The 17894-nt window shown below is 53.7% G+C and carries 18 protein-coding genes; 4 read left to right on the forward strand and 14 right to left on the reverse strand.

Annotation, left to right across the window (positions count from 1 at the left end; genetic code table 11):
- Nucleotide 1: 1 nt before the first annotated feature.
- Nucleotides 2-1405 carry a glucuronate isomerase gene (uxaC, locus tag P0X86_RS31455; protein ID WP_277747301.1) on the reverse strand — a complete coding sequence of 468 codons (1404 nt, stop codon included), beginning with the start codon at nucleotides 1403-1405 and terminating at the stop codon, nucleotides 2-4.
- 87 nt (nucleotides 1406-1492) lie between these two features.
- Between uxaC and P0X86_RS31460 the strand changes: the two genes are divergently transcribed.
- The 3 genes from P0X86_RS31460 to P0X86_RS31470 all read left to right on the forward strand — a co-directional run bounded on the left by P0X86_RS31460 (nucleotide 1493) and on the right by P0X86_RS31470 (nucleotide 4315).
- The gene (locus tag P0X86_RS31460) at nucleotides 1493-2170 is read left to right on the forward strand and encodes a GntR family transcriptional regulator (protein WP_277747302.1); all 678 of its coding nucleotides are present in this window, start codon (nucleotides 1493-1495) and stop codon (nucleotides 2168-2170) included.
- 115 nt (nucleotides 2171-2285) lie between these two features.
- A complete protein-coding gene (gene uxuA, locus P0X86_RS31465) occupies nucleotides 2286-3383 on the forward strand; it encodes a mannonate dehydratase (protein ID WP_015737917.1) in 1098 nt (365 codons plus the stop codon).
- On the forward strand, nucleotides 3380-4315 hold the full coding sequence (locus P0X86_RS31470; RefSeq protein ID WP_277747303.1) for an SDR family oxidoreductase: 936 nt from the start codon (nucleotides 3380-3382) through the stop codon (nucleotides 4313-4315). The genes uxuA and P0X86_RS31470 overlap by 4 nt, the downstream gene beginning before the upstream one ends.
- Before the next feature lie 183 nt (nucleotides 4316-4498).
- Here P0X86_RS31470 and P0X86_RS31475 read toward each other — a convergent pair whose 3' ends face one another.
- The 6 genes from P0X86_RS31475 to P0X86_RS31500 form a co-directional block, all read right to left on the reverse strand.
- A complete protein-coding gene (locus tag P0X86_RS31475; RefSeq protein WP_213580748.1) occupies nucleotides 4499-5371 on the reverse strand; it encodes an RNA polymerase sigma-70 factor in 873 nt (290 codons plus the stop codon).
- On the reverse strand, nucleotides 5349-6647 hold the full coding sequence (locus P0X86_RS31480) for a phytoene desaturase family protein (RefSeq protein WP_277747304.1): 1299 nt from the start codon (nucleotides 6645-6647) through the stop codon (nucleotides 5349-5351). The genes P0X86_RS31475 and P0X86_RS31480 overlap by 23 nt, the downstream gene beginning before the upstream one ends.
- A gap of 236 nt (nucleotides 6648-6883) precedes the next feature.
- The gene (locus P0X86_RS31485; RefSeq protein WP_145039463.1) at nucleotides 6884-8200 is read right to left on the reverse strand and encodes a 6-phospho-beta-glucosidase; all 1317 of its coding nucleotides are present in this window, start codon (nucleotides 8198-8200) and stop codon (nucleotides 6884-6886) included.
- A gap of 75 nt (nucleotides 8201-8275) precedes the next feature.
- Complete coding sequence (locus tag P0X86_RS31490) at nucleotides 8276-9259, reverse strand: N-acetylglucosamine kinase (protein WP_213580749.1); 984 nt, start codon at nucleotides 9257-9259, stop codon at nucleotides 8276-8278.
- Nucleotides 9260-9368: 109 nt separating this feature from the next.
- Nucleotides 9369-10265 carry an AraC family transcriptional regulator gene (locus P0X86_RS31495; protein WP_096775722.1) on the reverse strand — a complete coding sequence of 299 codons (897 nt, stop codon included), beginning with the start codon at nucleotides 10263-10265 and terminating at the stop codon, nucleotides 9369-9371.
- Between the two features lie 221 nt (nucleotides 10266-10486).
- Nucleotides 10487-11563 carry a branched-chain amino acid aminotransferase gene (locus tag P0X86_RS31500; protein ID WP_015737922.1) on the reverse strand — a complete coding sequence of 359 codons (1077 nt, stop codon included), beginning with the start codon at nucleotides 11561-11563 and terminating at the stop codon, nucleotides 10487-10489.
- A 123-nt stretch (nucleotides 11564-11686) separates the two neighbouring features.
- Here P0X86_RS31500 and P0X86_RS31505 point away from each other — a divergent pair, with 123 nt between their 5' ends.
- On the forward strand, nucleotides 11687-12577 hold the full coding sequence (locus tag P0X86_RS31505) for a LysR family transcriptional regulator (RefSeq protein WP_015737923.1): 891 nt from the start codon (nucleotides 11687-11689) through the stop codon (nucleotides 12575-12577).
- Nucleotides 12578-12638: 61 nt separating this feature from the next.
- Here P0X86_RS31505 and P0X86_RS31510 read toward each other — a convergent pair whose 3' ends face one another.
- From P0X86_RS31510 to P0X86_RS31540, 7 genes are all read right to left on the reverse strand, one after another.
- Complete coding sequence (locus P0X86_RS31510; protein WP_277747305.1) at nucleotides 12639-13457, reverse strand: GNAT family N-acetyltransferase; 819 nt, start codon at nucleotides 13455-13457, stop codon at nucleotides 12639-12641.
- A 3-nt stretch (nucleotides 13458-13460) separates the two neighbouring features.
- Nucleotides 13461-13655: a hypothetical protein gene (locus tag P0X86_RS31515; RefSeq protein WP_277747306.1), complete on the reverse strand. Its 195-nt coding sequence runs from the start codon at nucleotides 13653-13655 to the stop codon at nucleotides 13461-13463.
- A 252-nt stretch (nucleotides 13656-13907) separates the two neighbouring features.
- On the reverse strand, nucleotides 13908-14444 hold the full coding sequence (locus P0X86_RS31520; protein WP_277747307.1) for a GNAT family N-acetyltransferase: 537 nt from the start codon (nucleotides 14442-14444) through the stop codon (nucleotides 13908-13910).
- Nucleotides 14445-14741: 297 nt separating this feature from the next.
- Complete coding sequence (mphI, locus tag P0X86_RS31525; RefSeq protein WP_277747308.1) at nucleotides 14742-15683, reverse strand: macrolide 2'-phosphotransferase MphI; 942 nt, start codon at nucleotides 15681-15683, stop codon at nucleotides 14742-14744.
- Nucleotides 15684-16190: 507 nt separating this feature from the next.
- Nucleotides 16191-16484 carry a DUF6509 family protein gene (locus P0X86_RS31530; protein ID WP_192570286.1) on the reverse strand — a complete coding sequence of 98 codons (294 nt, stop codon included), beginning with the start codon at nucleotides 16482-16484 and terminating at the stop codon, nucleotides 16191-16193.
- Between the two features lie 242 nt (nucleotides 16485-16726).
- Nucleotides 16727-17566, reverse strand: a complete 840-nt coding sequence (locus tag P0X86_RS31535; RefSeq protein ID WP_277746116.1) for an IS3 family transposase — start codon at nucleotides 17564-17566, stop codon at nucleotides 16727-16729.
- Complete coding sequence (locus P0X86_RS31540; protein ID WP_277746115.1) at nucleotides 17563-17877, reverse strand: helix-turn-helix domain-containing protein; 315 nt, start codon at nucleotides 17875-17877, stop codon at nucleotides 17563-17565. The genes P0X86_RS31535 and P0X86_RS31540 overlap by 4 nt, the downstream gene beginning before the upstream one ends.
- Nucleotides 17878-17894 lie beyond the last annotated feature (17 nt).

Consider the following 17894-nt stretch of genomic DNA (forward strand, 5'->3'; position numbering starts at 1 on the left):
GTCAATGAATTTGAAAATAACGCTCGGCATTGTGGTAGCAAATATCCTGGATGATGGCACCGATATATTCATAATCCGCGGGCAGTTCCCCTTCCTTGATCCAATCTCCGAACAGGCGGCACAGCACTCTCCGAAAATATTCATGCCGCGGGAACGACATAAAGCTCCTGGAATCGGTCAGCATGCCCACAAAGGTGCTGATCAACCCCATGGAAGACAGCGCGGTGAGCTGCTTCAGCATCCCTTCCTTCTGGTCGTGGAACCACCAAGCGGAACCGAGCTGAAGCTTGCCCTCGACACCGGCCGACTGGAAATTCCCGATCGTGGTAGCGATCATTTCGTAATGCGAGGAATACAGGCTGTACACAATGGTTTTCGGCAGCTGATCATTCCTGTCGAGACTGCTCAGGAATCCGTTCAGGCTTTCCGCCAGATGGAAATCGAGAATCGAGTCATACCCGCTGTCCTTGCCGATCTTCGCGAACATGCGCGCATTATTGTTCCGAATCGCCCCAATGTGCAGCTGCATGGTCCAGCCCTTGGCATGATACATTTCCCCCAGCTTGAGCAGGGTATGGGTGCGGTATTTCCGTTCCTCGAGCGGGGTTAAGCTGCCTCCGTCGATGGCTTTGCCGTAAATGTCCGCAACTTCTTTAACGTCTGCCTGTTCATAAGGAAAAGCGCCAAAGCCGTGATCCGACAGGCGGCAGCCATGGTCATGGAAATATTGGATCCGCTCCTGCAGGGCATCCAGCAATCCCTGATAGGTGTCCACGGTTATACCGGCCGTTGTTCCCAGCGTCCGTGCATAGGAGGGAAAGTCCGCGTTCGCGATATCCAGTGCCCGGTCCGGCCGAAATGCAGGGGCCACGACGGTGGACAATTCCCCCTGATCCCGAATGGCCCGGTGAAACTCCAGCGAATCGATGGGATCATCCGTCGTGCAGGCCACGTTGACCTTGAATTTTTCCAAAATTCCGCCTGCCCGCAAGGCCGGAGCCTTCAGCTGCTCATTGCAAGCGTCCCAGATCTCCTTGGCATTCTCCGCGGTTAACCGCTCTTGAATCCCGAAATAGCGGGTCAGCTCCAGATGGGTCCAGTGATAGAGCGGATTGCCGACCAATCGCGGAACGCATGCCGCCCAGGCCATGAACTTCGCTTCAGGACTGGCGCTGCCTGTAATCAGCTCTTCGTCGACGCCAAGCCAGCGCATCGCCCTCCATTTGTAATGGTCCCCCTCCAGCCATAGCTCCGTCAGGTTATCGAACTGCCGGTTGATGGCAATATCCTTCGGGTTCAGATGGTTGTGGTAATCGAATATCGGCATCCCTTCCGCATAATCATAATAAAGTTTCTTCGCGCTGTTGCTGTTCAGCAGCAGATTCTCCGTGTCCAAACGGCTCATGTGGTTCCCCTCCGATTCTTATTTCGATTTTCAGTTCCATACTACCATACAAGTATGGTAGTATGGAATACATTAGGAGGTGATGCAGTGGTAGAATCTTTGCGATTACAGCCAGGATCGGCCGGACATATCGTGTACTCCCGGCTGAAGCAGCAGATTGTCAGTCTCGAGCTGCCCCCGGGAACGGCTCTGTCCGAGAAGGAGGTTTCCCTTTCCTTCGAAGTCAGCCGGACGCCGGTGCGGGAAAGCTTCGTCCGCCTGGCCCAGGAAGACCTTGTGGTCGTGCTTCCCCAGCGCGGCACGCGCGTCTCGCTCATCGATTCGGAGCTGGTCGAGGAAGCGCGCTTCATGCGCGAGCAGTTGGAGAAGGCCGTCGTCCGGCTTGCCTGCGAAAGCTTCCCCGGGGAGAAATTCGCCGAGCTGGAGCGAAATCTGTCCGAGCAGCGCGAGAGCATCGAGAAGCATGACGGCAAGCACATGTTTGAGCTGGATGAGGCCTTCCACCGTATTCTGTTTGAAGGCTGCCGCAAGGTCGGCACATGGAACGTGCTGCAGCAGATGAACGCTCATCTGAACCGGAGCCGAATGTTATGGCTGTCTGCCGATCCGAATTGGACCAACCTGTACGAGCAGCATCGGGAGATCGCGGACGCGATTTCGCGTCATGACGCCGATCATGCCGAACGTGAAATGCAGCAGCATCTGAGCCTGATTATCTCCAATCTGACCGTGCTGAAAGAGAAGCATCCCGATTATTTCAAATAAGCCGTTACCCGCGAAAGACCCTTATTCGTCACGGCTTCATCTTGGCGTTACACTCGTAACTGCAAAATTCCCAGCAGTGCGTTAACTCCTTAAACTTGTAAAGGACGGTGAAGAAATGCGCATGGTATTCAGATGGTTCGGCGAGGGCAACGATACGGTCTCGCTGGATCAGATTAGACAAATCCCCGGCGTGGAGGGCATCGTATGGGCACTTCACGATATTCCTGTCGGCGAGGAATGGCCGATGGAGCGAATTGAGGAAATTGCGGACCAGGCCAAAGCGTACGGGCTTCATATTGACGTCGTGGAAAGCGTGAATGTGCACGAGGACATCAAACTCGGCCTTCCCTCCCGGGATCAATACATAGCCAACTACATCCGGACGATTGAGAAATTGGGCCAGGTCGGCGTCAAAGTCATCTGCTACAATTTCATGCCGGTGTTCGATTGGGCTAGAACCGATCTTCATAAACAGACCCCCGATGGTTCGACGGCCCTCTTCTTCGAGAAGGCCAAAATCCACGGCATCGATCCGATGGAGCTGGTTCAGACGATCAACCGGAACAGCGCGCTTACCATGCCGGGCTGGGAGCCGGAGCGTTTGGCGCATCTGACCTCCCTGTTCGAAGCGTACCGCGGCGTTACCGAGGAGGACTTGTGGAGCAACCTCGAATATTTCTTGAGCGCCGTCATCCCGGCTGCCGAGAAGAACGGCATCCGAATGGCCATTCACCCAGATGATCCGCCTTGGCCGATCTTCGGCCTGCCGCGGGTCATCACCAGCCAGGAAAATCTCCGGAGATTCCTGCAGCTGTACGATAGCCCAGCGAACAGCCTGACCCTGTGCAGCGGCTCGCTTGGCGCCAATCCGGACAATGACATCGTCTCCATGATCCATGAGTTTCACGACCGGATTCCGTTTGCGCATATCCGGAACGTACGCGTCTACGAGAACGGCGATTTCATCGAAACGTCCCATCGTACCGAGGACGGCACCGTCGATATTTCCGGCATTGTGCAGGCCTATCATGACAACGGTTTCACCGGATACGTAAGGCCCGATCACGGGCGGCATATCTGGGGCGAGCAGTGCCGTCCGGGTTACGGCCTGTATGACCGCGCCTTGGGCATTATGTATCTCTGGGGGCTGTGGGACGCTTACAGCCGGGAGCGCGCGGGAAGTCCAGCCGAGCTGAAGGAGGCCGTACAATGAGTGAGGTAAATATCCATGCAGCAGGTACATCCGAAGCCGAATCAAGCGGAGCTTCTGTTGAATCCGCACCGCAAGCGACGCCATCCCTTCCCATTCATCCGTCATTAAACGGGAAGACGGTTGTCATTACGGGCGGCTCCGGCGTATTGTGCCGGGCGATGGCTCTTGAGCTGGGGCGGCAAGGTGCCAAGGTAGCCGTCTTGAACCGTACGGCCGAGAAAGGGCAGCAGGTGGCCGATGAAATTACGGCTGCCGGCGGTACGGCGATTGCCGTTCCCTGCGATGTAACGGATGTGGAAAGCGTCCGGCAAGCGGAAAAAGCTGTGCGCGAGTCTTTCGGACCCTGCGATATCCTGATTAACGGAGCCGGCGGCAACCGGAAAGACGCGAATACAACCAACGAGATTTTCCGTCCGGAGGATGTGGGGCAGCCCGATGTGACAACCTTCTTCGGGTTAAGCGTGCCGGGCTTCCGCAGCGTGTTCGATTTGAACTTCATCGGCACGCTGATACCGACGCAAGTCTTCGCGGAAGGGATGCTGGGGCGTCCCGGGGCCGTCGTGCTGAATGTCTCGTCCATGAGCGCGCCCAGCCCGATGACCAAGGTGCCGGCTTACAGCGCAGCCAAAGCGGCCATCAACAACTTCACGCAGTGGCTGTCCGTTCATCTTGCGGAATCGGGCATTCGCGTGAACGCGATTGCGCCGGGCTTCTTCCTGACCGAGCAAAACCGCAATTTGCTGACTCATAGCGACGGTACATTAACCGAGCGCTCTCATAAAATCATCTCCCATACCCCCATGAGGCGTTTCGGCGTGCCGGAGGATCTGCTGGGCACCCTGCTCTGGCTCGTGGACGATCAGACCTCCGGCTTCGTCACGGGAACGGTAATTCCCGTGGACGGCGGCTTCATGGCATATTCAGGCGTATAACGGAGTACTATGCTGCAGAGCAGCAGCCTGTCAGTCATAAGCTTGACTGGCTGGACCATGATGCGTAAGCAGATGAAATGCTGGAGTGACTCCGCGAGGCGTATCTCCTGAGAATTCCTCAGCCTTATACAGCAGCAGGGCCGACTAAGATCCTATGATCTTAAATCAGCCCTGCTTTTTGTATCACGGCAACTGTATATGTCTGAGTTTATCCGGATTTGCCACGGTATACATCGTCTCGATTCGATTGTTTTTAAAAGCAAAAGAATAAATAAATTGGACACCGTGATCCAACCGGATCCGTATTCCCGGCAGACCATTGACGGTAAGATAAGAGTACACATATTGTCCTTCATACATTTTAAGCAGGTTCAGATGCAATTGGATCACTTTATGGACTCCAACCACAGGTATTTGCGCCGCTCTGACTTTACCGCCGCCGTCCGAGTAGAGCACGACATTTTCGCTTAACAGCTCCAGCAGCTTATTCGTGTTTCCCTGTAAGAGGGAATCCACAAAATCCTTGATCTGCGCCTCCGCCACCGAGATCGATGGTCTCTGATCAGGATCAAAATGAATGCTGCCCTTAGCACGGCGGAAGATTTGACGGCAATTTGCACTGCTTTTTCCCAGGATTTCAGCAATTTCGTCATAGGAATAATGGAAAATCTCGCGGAGAAGAAAAACGGCTCTTTCCACCGCGTTAAGCTGCTGAAGCAGCAGCAGGTATGCTGTAGAAATGGACTCTTGCTGCTCTACGATAAGAGAAGGGTCCGTCTCTGACGCCATATTCTCGATCAGGGGTTCCGGCAGCCAGGGACCGACGTACAGTTCGCGCTTTTTGGCAGAAGAGCGCAGCAAATCCAAGCAGCGATTCGTTACGATTTTGTACAGAAACGCTCTCTCATTGCGAATGTCCTCCGGATGGGGCAATTGGTTATAGCTGATGAAGGCCTCCTGCACGATATCTTCCGCATCCATCACACTTCCCAGCATCCGGTAAGCTAACGAGAAAAGAGCGGATCGATAGCTTTTATACAATGACTCTGTGCTCATTCGGGGTCCTTTCCTCACTTTCAAGCGAGAGTATATGCTGTACGGCCCGCTTGGCGCTTGCAGTTGCAGCATCAACCAAGAGTTCGCCATGCGCTGCCCATTCTCCCGCTACATACAACCCGATGATTTCAGGGACGGCTGGACCCGGGTTCTCCTGGCGTTTCAGATGCATAAAATCATGGCAAACCGTGATGTTAGGAAGGTATTGTTCCTCAACGAGCTCGTTGCGCCAACCCGGCTGCACCAAGTCTAAGGTTTCTTCTAACTCCTGCAGATCCCTTCTTGCATCCTTCTCCTTGCCCTGATACTTAAGCAAGGTTATGACTTGCGCGCCGTCTTCGCTCAGGTAAGCCGCTCGGGATTGATTCGAGAGAAATACGGTTTGATCGAGGCCGTACACAAACTGCTGCTTCGGCTCCGGAAGACGACGCAGGGCTACATCCAAGCAAGCCGCTGTCACTTCGACCGCCTGCTCCTTCCACGTATGCAGAGCGGTTTCTTCTGCATGGGGCACCAGTTCGTGGGCGACAGTTGGAGGCGTGGCAAGAATAATATGATTGGCTTCTATTTTCATGCCATCGCCGCAAAGGACGTGCCGTACCTTTCCCTCGTGATGATCAACCGAAATGACTTTATTCTTCGTTACGATTTGAACTCCCTGCTCCAGAGCCTTTTGTTTTAATTCATCGACCATGGCCCCCCAGCCCCGATCCAGATACAATACCCCCTTCAGCGCGTGCTTAAGCTGCTGCAGTACGGGACCGGCCGCCTGCAGGTCAGGGGCTACCACATAACTCGCCGTACGCAATAGCGAATAGAATAAATTTCGTACCATGGGATCCTGCACGTTGCCTTCAATCCATTCGCGCACACTCATCTTGTCGTACACCTGCGTATCCAGTTTACCTAATTTCGCAAGCCAAGCACCGAGCTCCATCTTGCCCCTCCAGGATAATAGAGGGGTGGTGAATAGAGATTTCACGCCCATGGGTAACGGACTTAGTTTCCCTTTCCAAATCCCGTACCCGTCAACCGAAGGTCGACCCCCCGGCAATTGGAGCCCTAATTCGCGAAAGGTTAAAAGGGCATCTCCATGATATAAGGCATGCCCGCCCAGATTGAAGTAGGCTCCCTTCTTCTTATGGGTCATGGCCCGCCCCCCCAAACGTTCCTGCTTTTCAACGAGTATCGTTTGCTTTCCGGCTCTCGCCGCATAGATTGCTGCTGTTAAACCCGCTACGCCTCCACCTACAACGGCAACGTCATATTGTAGCATCCGTCATCATCCCTTTTTCGTTTTATACGGGTATGACGGGCGAGGGCATCGAGATGTGACAAGAATGAAGGTCCAAACCGAAAAGTAATGTCATTCATGATTTCAGGACTCCTATAATATATCAGGAAGCCACAAGCTTCGAAGTTATACTTTCTGATGATTTCAATAAAACCCCTCTTCAATACGAAGAGGGGTTTTGCATAGCTCTATAACCGCACGTTTGATTTCATTCCGCCTTAGACCACGGCCTCCGGCTTAAAAAAAGCCGGCAAGTACTTTTTGTTCGCCTCCAGCATTTCATCGAGCAGCTGCTTCGCTACGGTCACGGACGGCACCAGCGGATGATGCACCAGCGCCTGCAGCGCAATCCCGCGATCGCCGGTAATGGCAGCTTCGATCGTCAATTGTTCGTACACTTTCACCGCATGCATCAGTCCCTTCACATGGGAAGGAACCTTTTGCGGCGCCAACGGTATTGGCCCTTGGCCCGTAACCACGCAGTTGATCTCGATGCTGGCATCCGCAGGCAGGAAGTCGTAGATATTGCCGTTTGCGACATTCAATGTCTGGATATCATGGCGGTCATTATAAATGGACGTCATCAGGTTGACGGCCGCTTCGGAATAATATGCGCCGCCGCGCTGCTCCAGCTGTTTCGGCTTCACGGCCAAATTCTCGTCCTTGTAGAGCTCGAACAGCTCCTCCTCTACCCGGCTGACCACGTCTGCCCGGGTTCCGTCCTTCTCCAGCGAGGCCTTCATGTCCGCGAACATCGTATCGGTCATGTAGAAATATTTAAGATAATAGGTCGGAATCGCGCCAAGCGAACGGATAAAATCCGCGTCCCAGCCGAATGTCGGCACGTTCTTCGCCGTATACGATTTCCCGCCGTCCAGCAGCTCCGGCATTTTCTCTTCGCCGTTGACGATCGCCGACGTCACCCAGTGAAGATGATTGATCCCGACAAACTCGGCCAGAACGTCCCTCTCCGACACGCCGTACTCCGCCGCCAGGAACTTCTGAAAGTTAATAGGGGAGTTGCACAGACCGACGGATTTGACCTTGCTGTGCTTCGCAACCGCCTCGGTGACGATGCCTGCCGGATTCGTGAAGTTCAGCATCCACGCATTCGGTGCCAACTCTTCGATATCGCGGCAAATGTCCAGAATCACCGGTACCGTTCGCAGCGCCTTCAGCATGCCTCCCGGACCCGTCGTCTCCTGGCCGATGACGCCGTGTTTAATCGGAATATGCTCATCCTGCTTGCGTGCCGCCAGCAAGCCGACGCGCATCTGGGTCGTCACGAAATCGGCACCCGCAATCGCCTGCCTCCGATCCAGCGTCAGGTGAACCTCGATCGGCAGACCCGACTCCTTGACCATGCGTTTGGCCAAATTGCCCACGATCTCCAGCTTATGCTTACCTTCTTCAATATCAACAAACCATAGTTCGCGAATCGGCATTTGCTCATAATTGCGAATGAAACCTTCTACAATTTCCGGGGTATAGGAGGAACCTCCCCCGATGACCGCTATCTTCAATCCTGCTGCCACGTTAATCGCCTCCAAGGTATGATATCAATCCGTTTCGATCCGGATCTATTGCGCTCTATTACCACAATCTGCTGATCAGACTGTGGTTGCCTGCTCAAACGTAAATGCTTTCAGTTTGGCCTCCGTCTCAACATCAACGGCATGACCGTCGGCATCCATCGCGCACAGCAGCGCGCCGGAAACCGGATCGGATGTTAGCCTTACGCAGGATGCATGGGGTGCCCGGACCGCAACGATCCGTTCGATTGCATCCGTCAGGATCGAGCTGTTCGGCCTGTTCAGCACGCTGCCGATATAGACGATGTCGAAGGCTTCGTCCGCCATGTCCAGCCGCCGGATCAGCGTGCATACCGCATTGGCCAGCTCCTCGCCTTCGTTCTCGAGAATCCAGGTAGCCACCTCGTCGCCCGCTTCAGCCGCCTGAAACAGCGTCTTCACCAGACTTGGCGGAACCTTCGTCCTGCCGTAGAGGACATCCTCGTACATCGGTTCGACGGACGTATATCCCATCTGCTCCAGAACGAGCGACGTCAACAAGGTTGCCGGTCCCCGCTCATCCCAGGCTCGAATAACCGCCCGGAAGGCCAGGGTTGCAAACCCTGATCCGCCTGCATATCCATCTCCGTACAAGAAACCGAAGCCGCCATACTGCAGCTCTTCCCCCGCACGGTTACGGGCGGCGCTGTTGAAGCCCGTACCGCAGATCAATGCGGCGCCATACGGACGGCTCGTTCCCGCCCTCATCCCGATGATGGTATCGCATGCGATAGCATGTCTCGGATATCCGAGCGCCCCGATCATCGGGCGCAGGATCTCGTAATCGGCTTCCCGATCGGCTCCGGCCAGGCCGAAATAGGCATAACTGATATCTTCCTTGGCAGCTCCAGCCTCTTGAAGCGCCCGGTTGCAGGCCTCCTCAATGTTATGGGCCGCATGCTCACGGTGAATTTGGTGATTGCCGTTGCCGGACGCTCCCTTGCCAAGGATGTTCCCTTGTTCATCGCAGATGACGGCGTGTGTTTTGCTGCCGCCGGCATCCACACCCAGATACAAACTCATGGACTTCACTCCTACCCGCCTAACGGCGGCGTCATGTGGTGGTATATGTTTAAGATACCGCTTCCACAGGTTGCCATCTACTGTTATACGATCAAGGAGTGATACTATCTTACTGTTTCTTGGAACTCGTGGCGGAGGGGATCATGGGACTGCCTGCATAAGCGCGCTCCCGGATCTCGCTTGGCGAAGACCCGACATGCTGCTTGAACAGACGATTGAAATTGGACAGATTCCGGAACCCGCAGGTTTCCGCGATCTCGATAATCTTCTGGTCCGTCGTCTCCAGCAGGTGCACCGCATGGGTCAAGCGCAGCTGGATCAGATAATGATGCGGTGAGGTTCCGACCGCCTGCTGGAACAGGGCGCTGAACCGGGAAGGGCTCAGATGCGTTAAATCCGACAGCTCCTGCAGCGTCCAGCCGTAGTCCAGATGAAGCTCCATCGTGCGCAGGACTTCTTTTAACGCGTGCATCCCCCTGCCCTTGATCGGCCTGTGCTCCTGAGCCGGAGACGACAGATGACGGTTCGCCAAGCTCAGGAAACGAATGAGATCCGAACGGATCAGGCTCATATAAGAGGTCCCCCGGGCTTCATACTCCTCCATCATGCGCCGAAGCAGCCGGGCCAGTTCATCGTGCACCGGAGATTGCCTGTCTACGTTTCCGAGCGAGCGGAAGGGAGCCATCAGGTCCGGATCGAACTTGAGATCGATGGACAGCAGGGAAGGCTCGAACATAATGACGTCCATGACCAGGTTCTCGGTCTCATACGCGCGGTGCAAATCATTGCTGTTGATGAATATGATATCCCCCTGCCGAAACGGGAGCTTCATCCCGTTGATCAGAATAAAACCGGTTCCGCCTTGAATATAGTTAAGCTCCAACGCATGATGCCAATGCAGGCGCTGGGCTCCGGCGAATATGCCGTGCGTGGTCGACGCGGTAAACGGAAAGGCAGCGTTCGTAAAATCTATGGCGTCCGGAACGACGCTTTGCGGACGATTCACTTCAATTGCACCTCCATGCCTCGTAAATAACGTGTCAACGATGTACTCACATCGTAACATGAGCGCCTCTCTTAAGAAAAACATGGAGCGACGTTTACGCTCAGATGATTAAACCGCAAGCTGCGGCGAGATAGAAGGTAAACCACGGAAACCTTATTCTTGCCCGTGAAAAAAAAAGGACCCGCCCCCAAGTATGCCTGGGGCGGATCCTTACAGGTGCATTAAGATAATGGAAGTTCAACCGTCCAGCCGAACGGATCCTCAACGGTTCCGAGCTGGATGCCCGTGATGGCATCATAAACGCGTTTGGAAAGCTCGCCGGTCGCTCCCTCGCCAATCACCAATTGCTCCTCCTGCCATTCCAGTGAACCGATCGGCGATATCACCGCTGCCGTGCCGGTGCCGAAAGCCTCGGTCAACAAGCCGCTGCGGTGAGCCTCCACGATTTCATCGATGGAAAGGGCCCGCTCCTCCACGGGGATGTTCCAATGCTGCAGCAGCTGGATGACGGAGTTCCGGGTAACCCCATCCAGGATGCTTCCGTTCAGCGCAGGCGTTATCACCTTATCGCCGATCTTGAAGAACACGTTCATGCTGCCGACTTCCTCGATATATTTGCGGTGCACGCCATCGAGCCACAGCACCTGCGAATATCCCTTGAGGGTGGCTTCATCCTGCGCTTTCAAACCTGCCGCATAGTTGCCGGCCGTCTTGGCATTGCCCACGCCCCCGGCAACGGCACGCACGTATTTCGGCTCCACGTAGATGCTGACCGGATTGATGCCTTCCGCATAATACGAACCGACCACCGACAGGATGATCATGAACTTGTATTGCAGCGACGGCGCTACGCCGAGCACGGGCTCGGTTGCGATGACAAACGGACGGATATAGAGCGATGTGCCCGGCTCGGAAGGAATCCAGTCGCGATCCACGAGCACGAGCTGCTTGAGCGCTTCCATCACAAGCCCTTCGTCCAATGTCGGAATGCTCAGGCGCTGGTTGGACAGGTTCAGCCGCTGAATATTTTTGTTCGGGCGGAACATGAGGATCCGCTGATCTTCCGTCAGGTAAGCCTTCAGGCCTTCGAATACGGTCTGGCCGTAGTGAAATACTTTGGCGGCAGGATCAAGCTCGATCGGCTGGTACGGGACGACGCGCGGGTCGTGCCAGCCTTTGCCGGCATCGTAGTCCAGAATAAACATATGATCCGTAAATACCGTGCCGAAAGCCTGTTTATGATGGCTCGGCTTCTCCTTCGGGGTGGTTGTTAATTCCACGGATATCGCGTAAGTCATGTGCACACATCTCCTTATTTTGCAAACGTTATTAGTTGAATCATATCAATCGATGCCCTATATTAAAAATATCTGATTTATAGGGATACCATACCTTTAAGGTATGGAGAGGAGGTATGAAAAATGGACATTCGGCAGCTGCGTTATTTCCTGACGATCGCCCAGGAAGGACAGATCACGCGTGCGGCTAAACAGCTTAACATGGAGCAGCCTCCATTAAGCCGTCAGCTGAAGCTGATGGAGGAAGAACTCGGCGTCCTGCTGTTTGAACGCAGCGGCAAGCAGCTTCAGCTCACCCATGCAGGCGAGCTGCTGCAGAGCAGGGCCGCCTCCCTGCTGAACCAGTTCAATGAAACGCTGACCGAGGTGAAAGAGATCCACGCGGGAGTCCGCGGCATGCTCTCCATCGGTGCCGTCGTCTCCTGCATTTCGCTCCTGCCTCAGCGCATCCATATCTTCCGGCAGCAATATCCCGAGGTCACCTTCAAGATTCGGGAAGGCGACCACTCCCTGCTGGCCGATCAGCTCGACAAGCGTAATATCGAGCTCGCAGTGACCCGGCTTCCGTTCGAATCCAGCTTCGGGCCCGAGCGTTATGCCGTTCAGCCCCTGCCCTCCGACCCGTTCGTCGCGGTCATTCCAAGCAGCTGGGAGAGCATTGCCTCCCATTCGGAAATCTCGATGCGCGAGCTGGCGGAATATCCGTTCCTGTCCTTAAAAACCGATCAGACGATCGGGATGCATGAGCGGGTCATTCAAGAATTCAAACGCGGCGAGCTTGAGCCGCGCGTCATATGCGAATGCTCCAGCGTTGCCATTATCGTCGCTTTGGTAGCCGAAGGCATTGGCGCCACCATTTTGCCCGAGTCGGTCATGTCCTCCTTCGCGATTCCCGACATCCGGACGCTGTCCATTACAAGCGCTGATTTCCAATCGGACGTGGGCATTGTTTGGCTCAGGGATCATGTCCTGTCCAATCGGGCCCGGCATTTTTTAGCTACCTTTATAGAATAACACTTGTTGAGGCCCCTCGTCTTCCCCAGCTTTGTCCAAGCCTTGCCGCATCGGGTCTTCGTTATCCATTGTGGACAAACTTGAGGTCGCTAATCGTCCCGCATCGGGTAAACCCGATATGTTGATACAGCCGGTTGGAGTCCGGGTTGGCCTGGTCGGCGTACAGCATGGGAACCAATCCTTCCTGCAGCAGGATAGATCCAAGGTCTGCAACCAATGCGCTGGCATACCCTTTTTTTCGTTCCTCCTTGGGTGTGTACACCGCATTGATGCGGCCGTGCCTTGGCGACCGGTGCGCAATGTTGGCCATCGACACCGTGTGGCCGCCGGCCATCCATACATATAACCCGCCCTGCTGAATGAGTCGTTGGGCGGTCTCGACCTGGCTTGCCGCATTCGCTCGGACCCCATAAGCATCCTCCGAGAATCCGACCAGAAACCGGGCCACCTGCTGCGTATCTTCCTTAGCGGCCCGTCTGAACCTCCCCTCGACGCCTAAAGGGCTCTTGACGGCGGGGGCATGGTAAGACTCCATCGTCATCTGATGACGATAGGCCCCATGGCGCTCCTCTGCGTAGCAGCTGGCGAACTGCTCGGCCACGCCCGGTTCTCCCGTTACGCCCGGCAGGGCTGCTTCCCCCAGCTCGCTGACCAATTCTCGAAGCAGAAGCTGCCGCCGAACCATGGCAACGTCCCGGGATATCCATAACCAGGCGTTCCCGCGGGGCGACTGCGCATAGATCATGCGTCCGTCCAACGATTTCAGGCCTATGCGCTGCGGCGACCCCGCAATGAGATGGATCAGGTTGTACGATACCTCATCCCGAATAAATTCTTCCCGGCACAGCGCCTCGTCCTGTGGCATCAGCTTCGTTAACATGATTCATCCCTCTCTCTTCCCATGATCTTTCCCTGCCGACCCAAGTGGTGGACCGATCGGCACGGCCCCGCCGCCTTTTGGCGTCTCCGGCATCCCAGAGAACACAAAAAAGCCCCGTCCCCTGTAGGGACGGAGCCTTGTCTCCGCGTTACCACCCTGATTCGTGCCGGCTAGCCGGGCACGCACTCTTGTCATCATCCATCAATGATGCCCCATGGTAACGGCTGGGTAAACCCGGATACGCCTCAACATAAATCGGCGGATCTGCTCCGAGGTGATGGCCAATTCATCGCCGCTGACTGCTTCGCACCGCCCAGCAGTTCTCTGATTCAGCATCCTTTGCGATCTTGGCGTCCTCATCCAAGCATTTTTCGAAAAATTTAACTCAGTTTATCCCGGCATCATCCGGCTGTCAAGCCCTATTCCAACTAGGATGCTTAAGTCCCCGTCTTATTTGTTATTAAAACGGAAGACCAGCATATCCCCCTTCTCCGGATGGACGCCATCATGCTCCGTATACCGTCCGCCCGTGTACGTGTTTAACGTTTTGCGCCAAAAAATCTGGGTGCTCATATTGCGCTCGGTCGGATTCGTCTGAAGCTCCCATGCGCCTTGGAACTGATCGAACACAAGCTCAGCCGCTCGTTGGGCTACACCTTGTCTTCGAAAAGTCCGAAGCACAAAAAAATCATTCAAGTAGTACTGGATATTCGGCGATGAAATGTAGGGCGTGGTCGCCACCAGGGCCAACCCTGCTGCAATGCCATCTACGGATATCAGATAAGGAAAAAGAACCGACGGCTGCTCCCACCACACATCGAGCTGTTTGCTCTGCTCGCTTAAGGTCGGCACATCCTCTTTTTCAAATACACCGAACCGGTTAGGACGGACCCCCCATATCTCAGCAATGTCATGCAAGTACAGCGGATATATGTTATGCAGAATAAATGACTGTTCCTTCGGGCATAAACGTACCTCAATATTCACGGTCAATCCCTCCTTAATGAATGATGTATGTAAGTTTAGTATGTCTAGGATAACATATTTACTCTTCCAAGAGGTTTACAGGTATGTAAATTGCGTTACGAAATGGAGTAAAATACGTTAAACCTACTCCTTATTTCACCACGATTTCATTATATGTCCTACGGCTCATCCAAAATTATGTTGAATTCTGTTATTTATATCATGCAAAGAGCCAACCGAATGTATGCGTCGGTTGGCTCCTTAATTTCTGCGGAATCAGGGTGGATCGGATCGGGCACCTCGCCCATCCCCGTCCTGTTAATTCGAACCAGCTTGCTCCGTCAAGCCCAGCGCATTCCGCGCCATCGTCATATATTCTTCCTGACCCGTAAGGAGCGCGAACTGGGCGATCAGCACGGGATAAGCCGCATGCTGCTCGACAATATGGTCGAACATGCGCGGCCATACCTTTCCTCCCGCTTGTTCATACCGATCCAACAGGACACGAAGATTAGGCTCGCCGAATATGGCGTAATACAGCACGAAATCTTTGGCGGGACTGGCTACCTCCGACTCCGTCCAATCCAGCAGCCCGGTAACCCGCACGCGCTCATCAATCAGGATATGCGGCGGATGAAGATCTCCGTGGATCAGCGCGGAATGCGTTGGCCAGTAGGAGTCGTCTCCCAGCCACTTCTGCCACCTCTCCCAGAGCGTTTCGGAAACGCCTAGGCGGTCCTTGATGTCGTCCATGTTTCGGGCAGTATCCTCGCGAACTTCTTGGGGGCTTTTTACCCGCAGGCCTGCGGCTCGGGCTGCATCGTGGTCGATTCCGTGCAGGGCGACCAGTGCCTCAGCCAGGGAGTGAACGAACGGCTCACCCGGATTCTCGGCATCCATATTAAATGCATATCCTTCCATGCTGACGGAAGCGGCAGGCTGCCCGCCGAGCAGCGGGTAGGCGATGAGCTCCGGCGTATATATGCGCCAATCCGGCACGTCGACCGGCAGATGGGATTGGATCAGCTTCAGGACCCGCGCCTCATTATCCGCCCTGTCCAGCACATCCGTTCTTCTCGGCTTACGCAGGATCCACCTTGCCCCGGTCTTGGCCTCCTCCGCAAATCCAACGAGAAAGTCCATCCCGGATTCATTCATCTCAATGCCTTCGGGACTCAAATTCACCCCGTGCTTACCGGCTATCTCCAGCATCTCTTGGATCACTTGCGTATAATCGTCATTAGGCTTTGCTATTGTCATAAGGAATTCATCCCTTCCATATTTCATTGATATCGTAATAGGCCGTTATCACAACAAAAAAGCACAGGCAACGAGCTGCCTGTGCTGGGTAACCGAAACGGGACCTTACCGTCCACCGTTCCTGGAAATGCCTACTCGAATACACGTTCAAATACGGGAAGGTGAAGACACCTCTTATCCCGCACATGAAAAAACATGCACTCCTATAGACATATCATAAAAATGGGTTGCGTAAAAATGACGGACCCATCCCGATTACCCTGCAACTGTGCAGGTCTCTTTAGCGCTATTTCATTAGCCGCGAAAAGATCTCAATCGGGAATAATCCAACATACGTAACCCTCCGTTCATCCTAAGTTGTGTATAACTTTACCAAAACCACGAAATCTTTGCAAGAACTTCTTGAGCAGTTTGCTGCCTTTTTAAGGCGACGCATAACACGCAAGTTCACACGGGATGAGCAATGAAGCCCTCAATGACGCTTTTCTAACCGCATCATCATGCCTCTTAGGCTTCTTCCTGCAAATGCTCCCTGCAAAAAGCCGTGAGTTCTTCCTCTTCCTCGGGCTCCATATCAAAATCCAAATACTGATCCGTTGTGCGCTCATAGAAATCGTATTTGACGATACGCGAAGCATCCTCATCATCCAGGTAGATCACTCGCAGGTAGACGCCATGCTCCGAATAGAGCTCGTCATCCTCCGGCACGTCCAAATCGCATACAAACTCAAAGCGTTTGCCGGTCAGGATTCCAAACGGGTCCTTCACCTGTTCGACGCTGTATTCTTTGATCGTTAACATATTCCCACCCTTTCTATCACTCTGCTTATTATACACAAGAGAGCGCCTATCCCTACACTCTTTCTAATTGCTCAAAGGCTGCCTTTGCCGGAAAATCAGGGCCGTTCCCCAATTTACGATTCTATCAGCGCATACCTTTAACGAGCCGCACCGAACTCACTTACGGTAAAAAAGAAGACCACCCAAGAAGAGCACGTATTAGGAATGGTCAAGACCCCATTTAGTGGACATTGAAAAAACACCTAGGCTGTAAACTGGCGTCGGTACTCTACCGGCGTCAGTTTATTTAATTTGCGCTGTGGTCGTCTTCGATTATAAAATCGTATGTATTTCTCAATTCGGCTTTGTGCCTCCGCTAGATTTCGGATATCATAAGGATAGAGCCCTTCCGTTTTGAGATGCGAGAAGAAGCTCTCCATGGAGGCGTTGTCTAGGCAATTGCCCCGGCGAGACATGCTGATTTGGGCGCTAACCTTTGGCAGCATGTCGTGATAGGCATGAGACGTGTACTGGAACCCTTGGTCGCTGTGAACGACCAATCCGGTCACGTCTTTTTGCTTAGCAAACGCTTTGGCGAACGTCTGCAGAACCAATTCATTGTCGTTACGCTCGCTGAGCTGGTAGGCCACAATCTCGTTGTTGAATAAGTCTTTTACCGCCGAGAGATACAGCCAACGCTCACCCACCCGGTATTGGGTTATATCCGTTACCCATTTTTGGTTTGGTCTCTCCGCCGTAAAGTTACGCTTAAGCAGATTCTCCGCCACACGCTCCGCGGCCTTGTATACCATGTTGAATTGGCGCTTCTTGCGAATGCTAGCTTGGAGCCCAAGTTCTTGCATGAGACGTAGCACCTTTTTGTGATTCATCCACACACCGTGATCCTGCCACAGGAACAGTTGGATTTGTCGGTAACCATACTTTCCTTCGTAGCGTTTGTATACTCTGCGGATCAGCCGTTTGTCTTCGGCATCCCGGTCGTTCTCTTTACGCTTTAAATAGGCGTAATAGCCACTTCTAGAAACACCAATGAACTGGCACAGTTCAGCTACTTGCCCTGATTTTGCTGCTTGTTCGATCATGGCGAAGCTTTCTTTCTTACCTCCTTCATCCAGATTTCCAAGCACTTTTTTAGCATTTCATTCTCCCTTTTTAGCTTTTGGACATAGCGATCTTGATCCAAATATTCTTCTCGTCTTCCTCGCTGATCCAATAATCCAAACTCACCTAATTCCCGATACTTTCGCATCCACTTTTTTACACGATCTTTATCTTGAATCTCAAAGTGCTCGGTAATTCGCCTATATGTCCACTTTTCCTCAACATGAAGGCGAATCGCCTCTTTTTTCACTTCATCTGAATATGATTTATACTTTTGACCTTTCTTTGCCATAAAAAATGCACCCCTTA

Origin of the sequence: Paenibacillus sp. BR1-192, assembly GCF_029542445.1 — a bacterium.
In the GTDB taxonomy this organism is placed as follows: domain Bacteria; phylum Bacillota; class Bacilli; order Paenibacillales; family Paenibacillaceae; genus Paenibacillus_AQ; species Paenibacillus_AQ lautus_A.

What these genes read in the sequence shown, in the direction of transcription:
- P0X86_RS31535 (WP_277746116.1), bottom strand. Translation starts at nt 17,566, where the DNA reads ATGATCGAACAAGCAGCAAAATCAGGGCAAGTAGCTGAACTGTGCCAG.
- P0X86_RS31480 (WP_277747304.1), bottom strand. Translation starts at nt 6,647, where the DNA reads ATGCTACAATATGACGTTGCCGTTGTAGGTGGAGGCGTAGCGGGTTTA.
- P0X86_RS31505 (WP_015737923.1), top strand. Translation starts at nt 11,687, where the DNA reads ATGGACATTCGGCAGCTGCGTTATTTCCTGACGATCGCCCAGGAAGGA.
- P0X86_RS31490 (WP_213580749.1), bottom strand. Translation starts at nt 9,259, where the DNA reads ATGAGTTTGTATCTGGGTGTGGATGCCGGCGGCAGCAAAACACACGCC.
- P0X86_RS31510 (WP_277747305.1), bottom strand. Translation starts at nt 13,457, where the DNA reads ATGTTAACGAAGCTGATGCCACAGGACGAGGCGCTGTGCCGGGAAGAA.
- P0X86_RS31470 (WP_277747303.1), top strand. Translation starts at nt 3,380, where the DNA reads ATGAGTGAGGTAAATATCCATGCAGCAGGTACATCCGAAGCCGAATCA.
- P0X86_RS31500 (WP_015737922.1), bottom strand. Translation starts at nt 11,563, where the DNA reads ATGACTTACGCGATATCCGTGGAATTAACAACCACCCCGAAGGAGAAG.
- P0X86_RS31540 (WP_277746115.1), bottom strand. Translation starts at nt 17,877, where the DNA reads ATGGCAAAGAAAGGTCAAAAGTATAAATCATATTCAGATGAAGTGAAA.
- uxuA (WP_015737917.1), top strand. Translation starts at nt 2,286, where the DNA reads ATGCGCATGGTATTCAGATGGTTCGGCGAGGGCAACGATACGGTCTCG.
- P0X86_RS31475 (WP_213580748.1), bottom strand. Translation starts at nt 5,371, where the DNA reads ATGAGCACAGAGTCATTGTATAAAAGCTATCGATCCGCTCTTTTCTCG.
- P0X86_RS31530 (WP_192570286.1), bottom strand. Translation starts at nt 16,484, where the DNA reads ATGTTAACGATCAAAGAATACAGCGTCGAACAGGTGAAGGACCCGTTT.
- mphI (WP_277747308.1), bottom strand. Translation starts at nt 15,683, where the DNA reads ATGACAATAGCAAAGCCTAATGACGATTATACGCAAGTGATCCAAGAG.
- uxaC (WP_277747301.1), bottom strand. Translation starts at nt 1,405, where the DNA reads ATGAGCCGTTTGGACACGGAGAATCTGCTGCTGAACAGCAACAGCGCG.
- P0X86_RS31515 (WP_277747306.1), bottom strand. Translation starts at nt 13,655, where the DNA reads ATGATGACAAGAGTGCGTGCCCGGCTAGCCGGCACGAATCAGGGTGGT.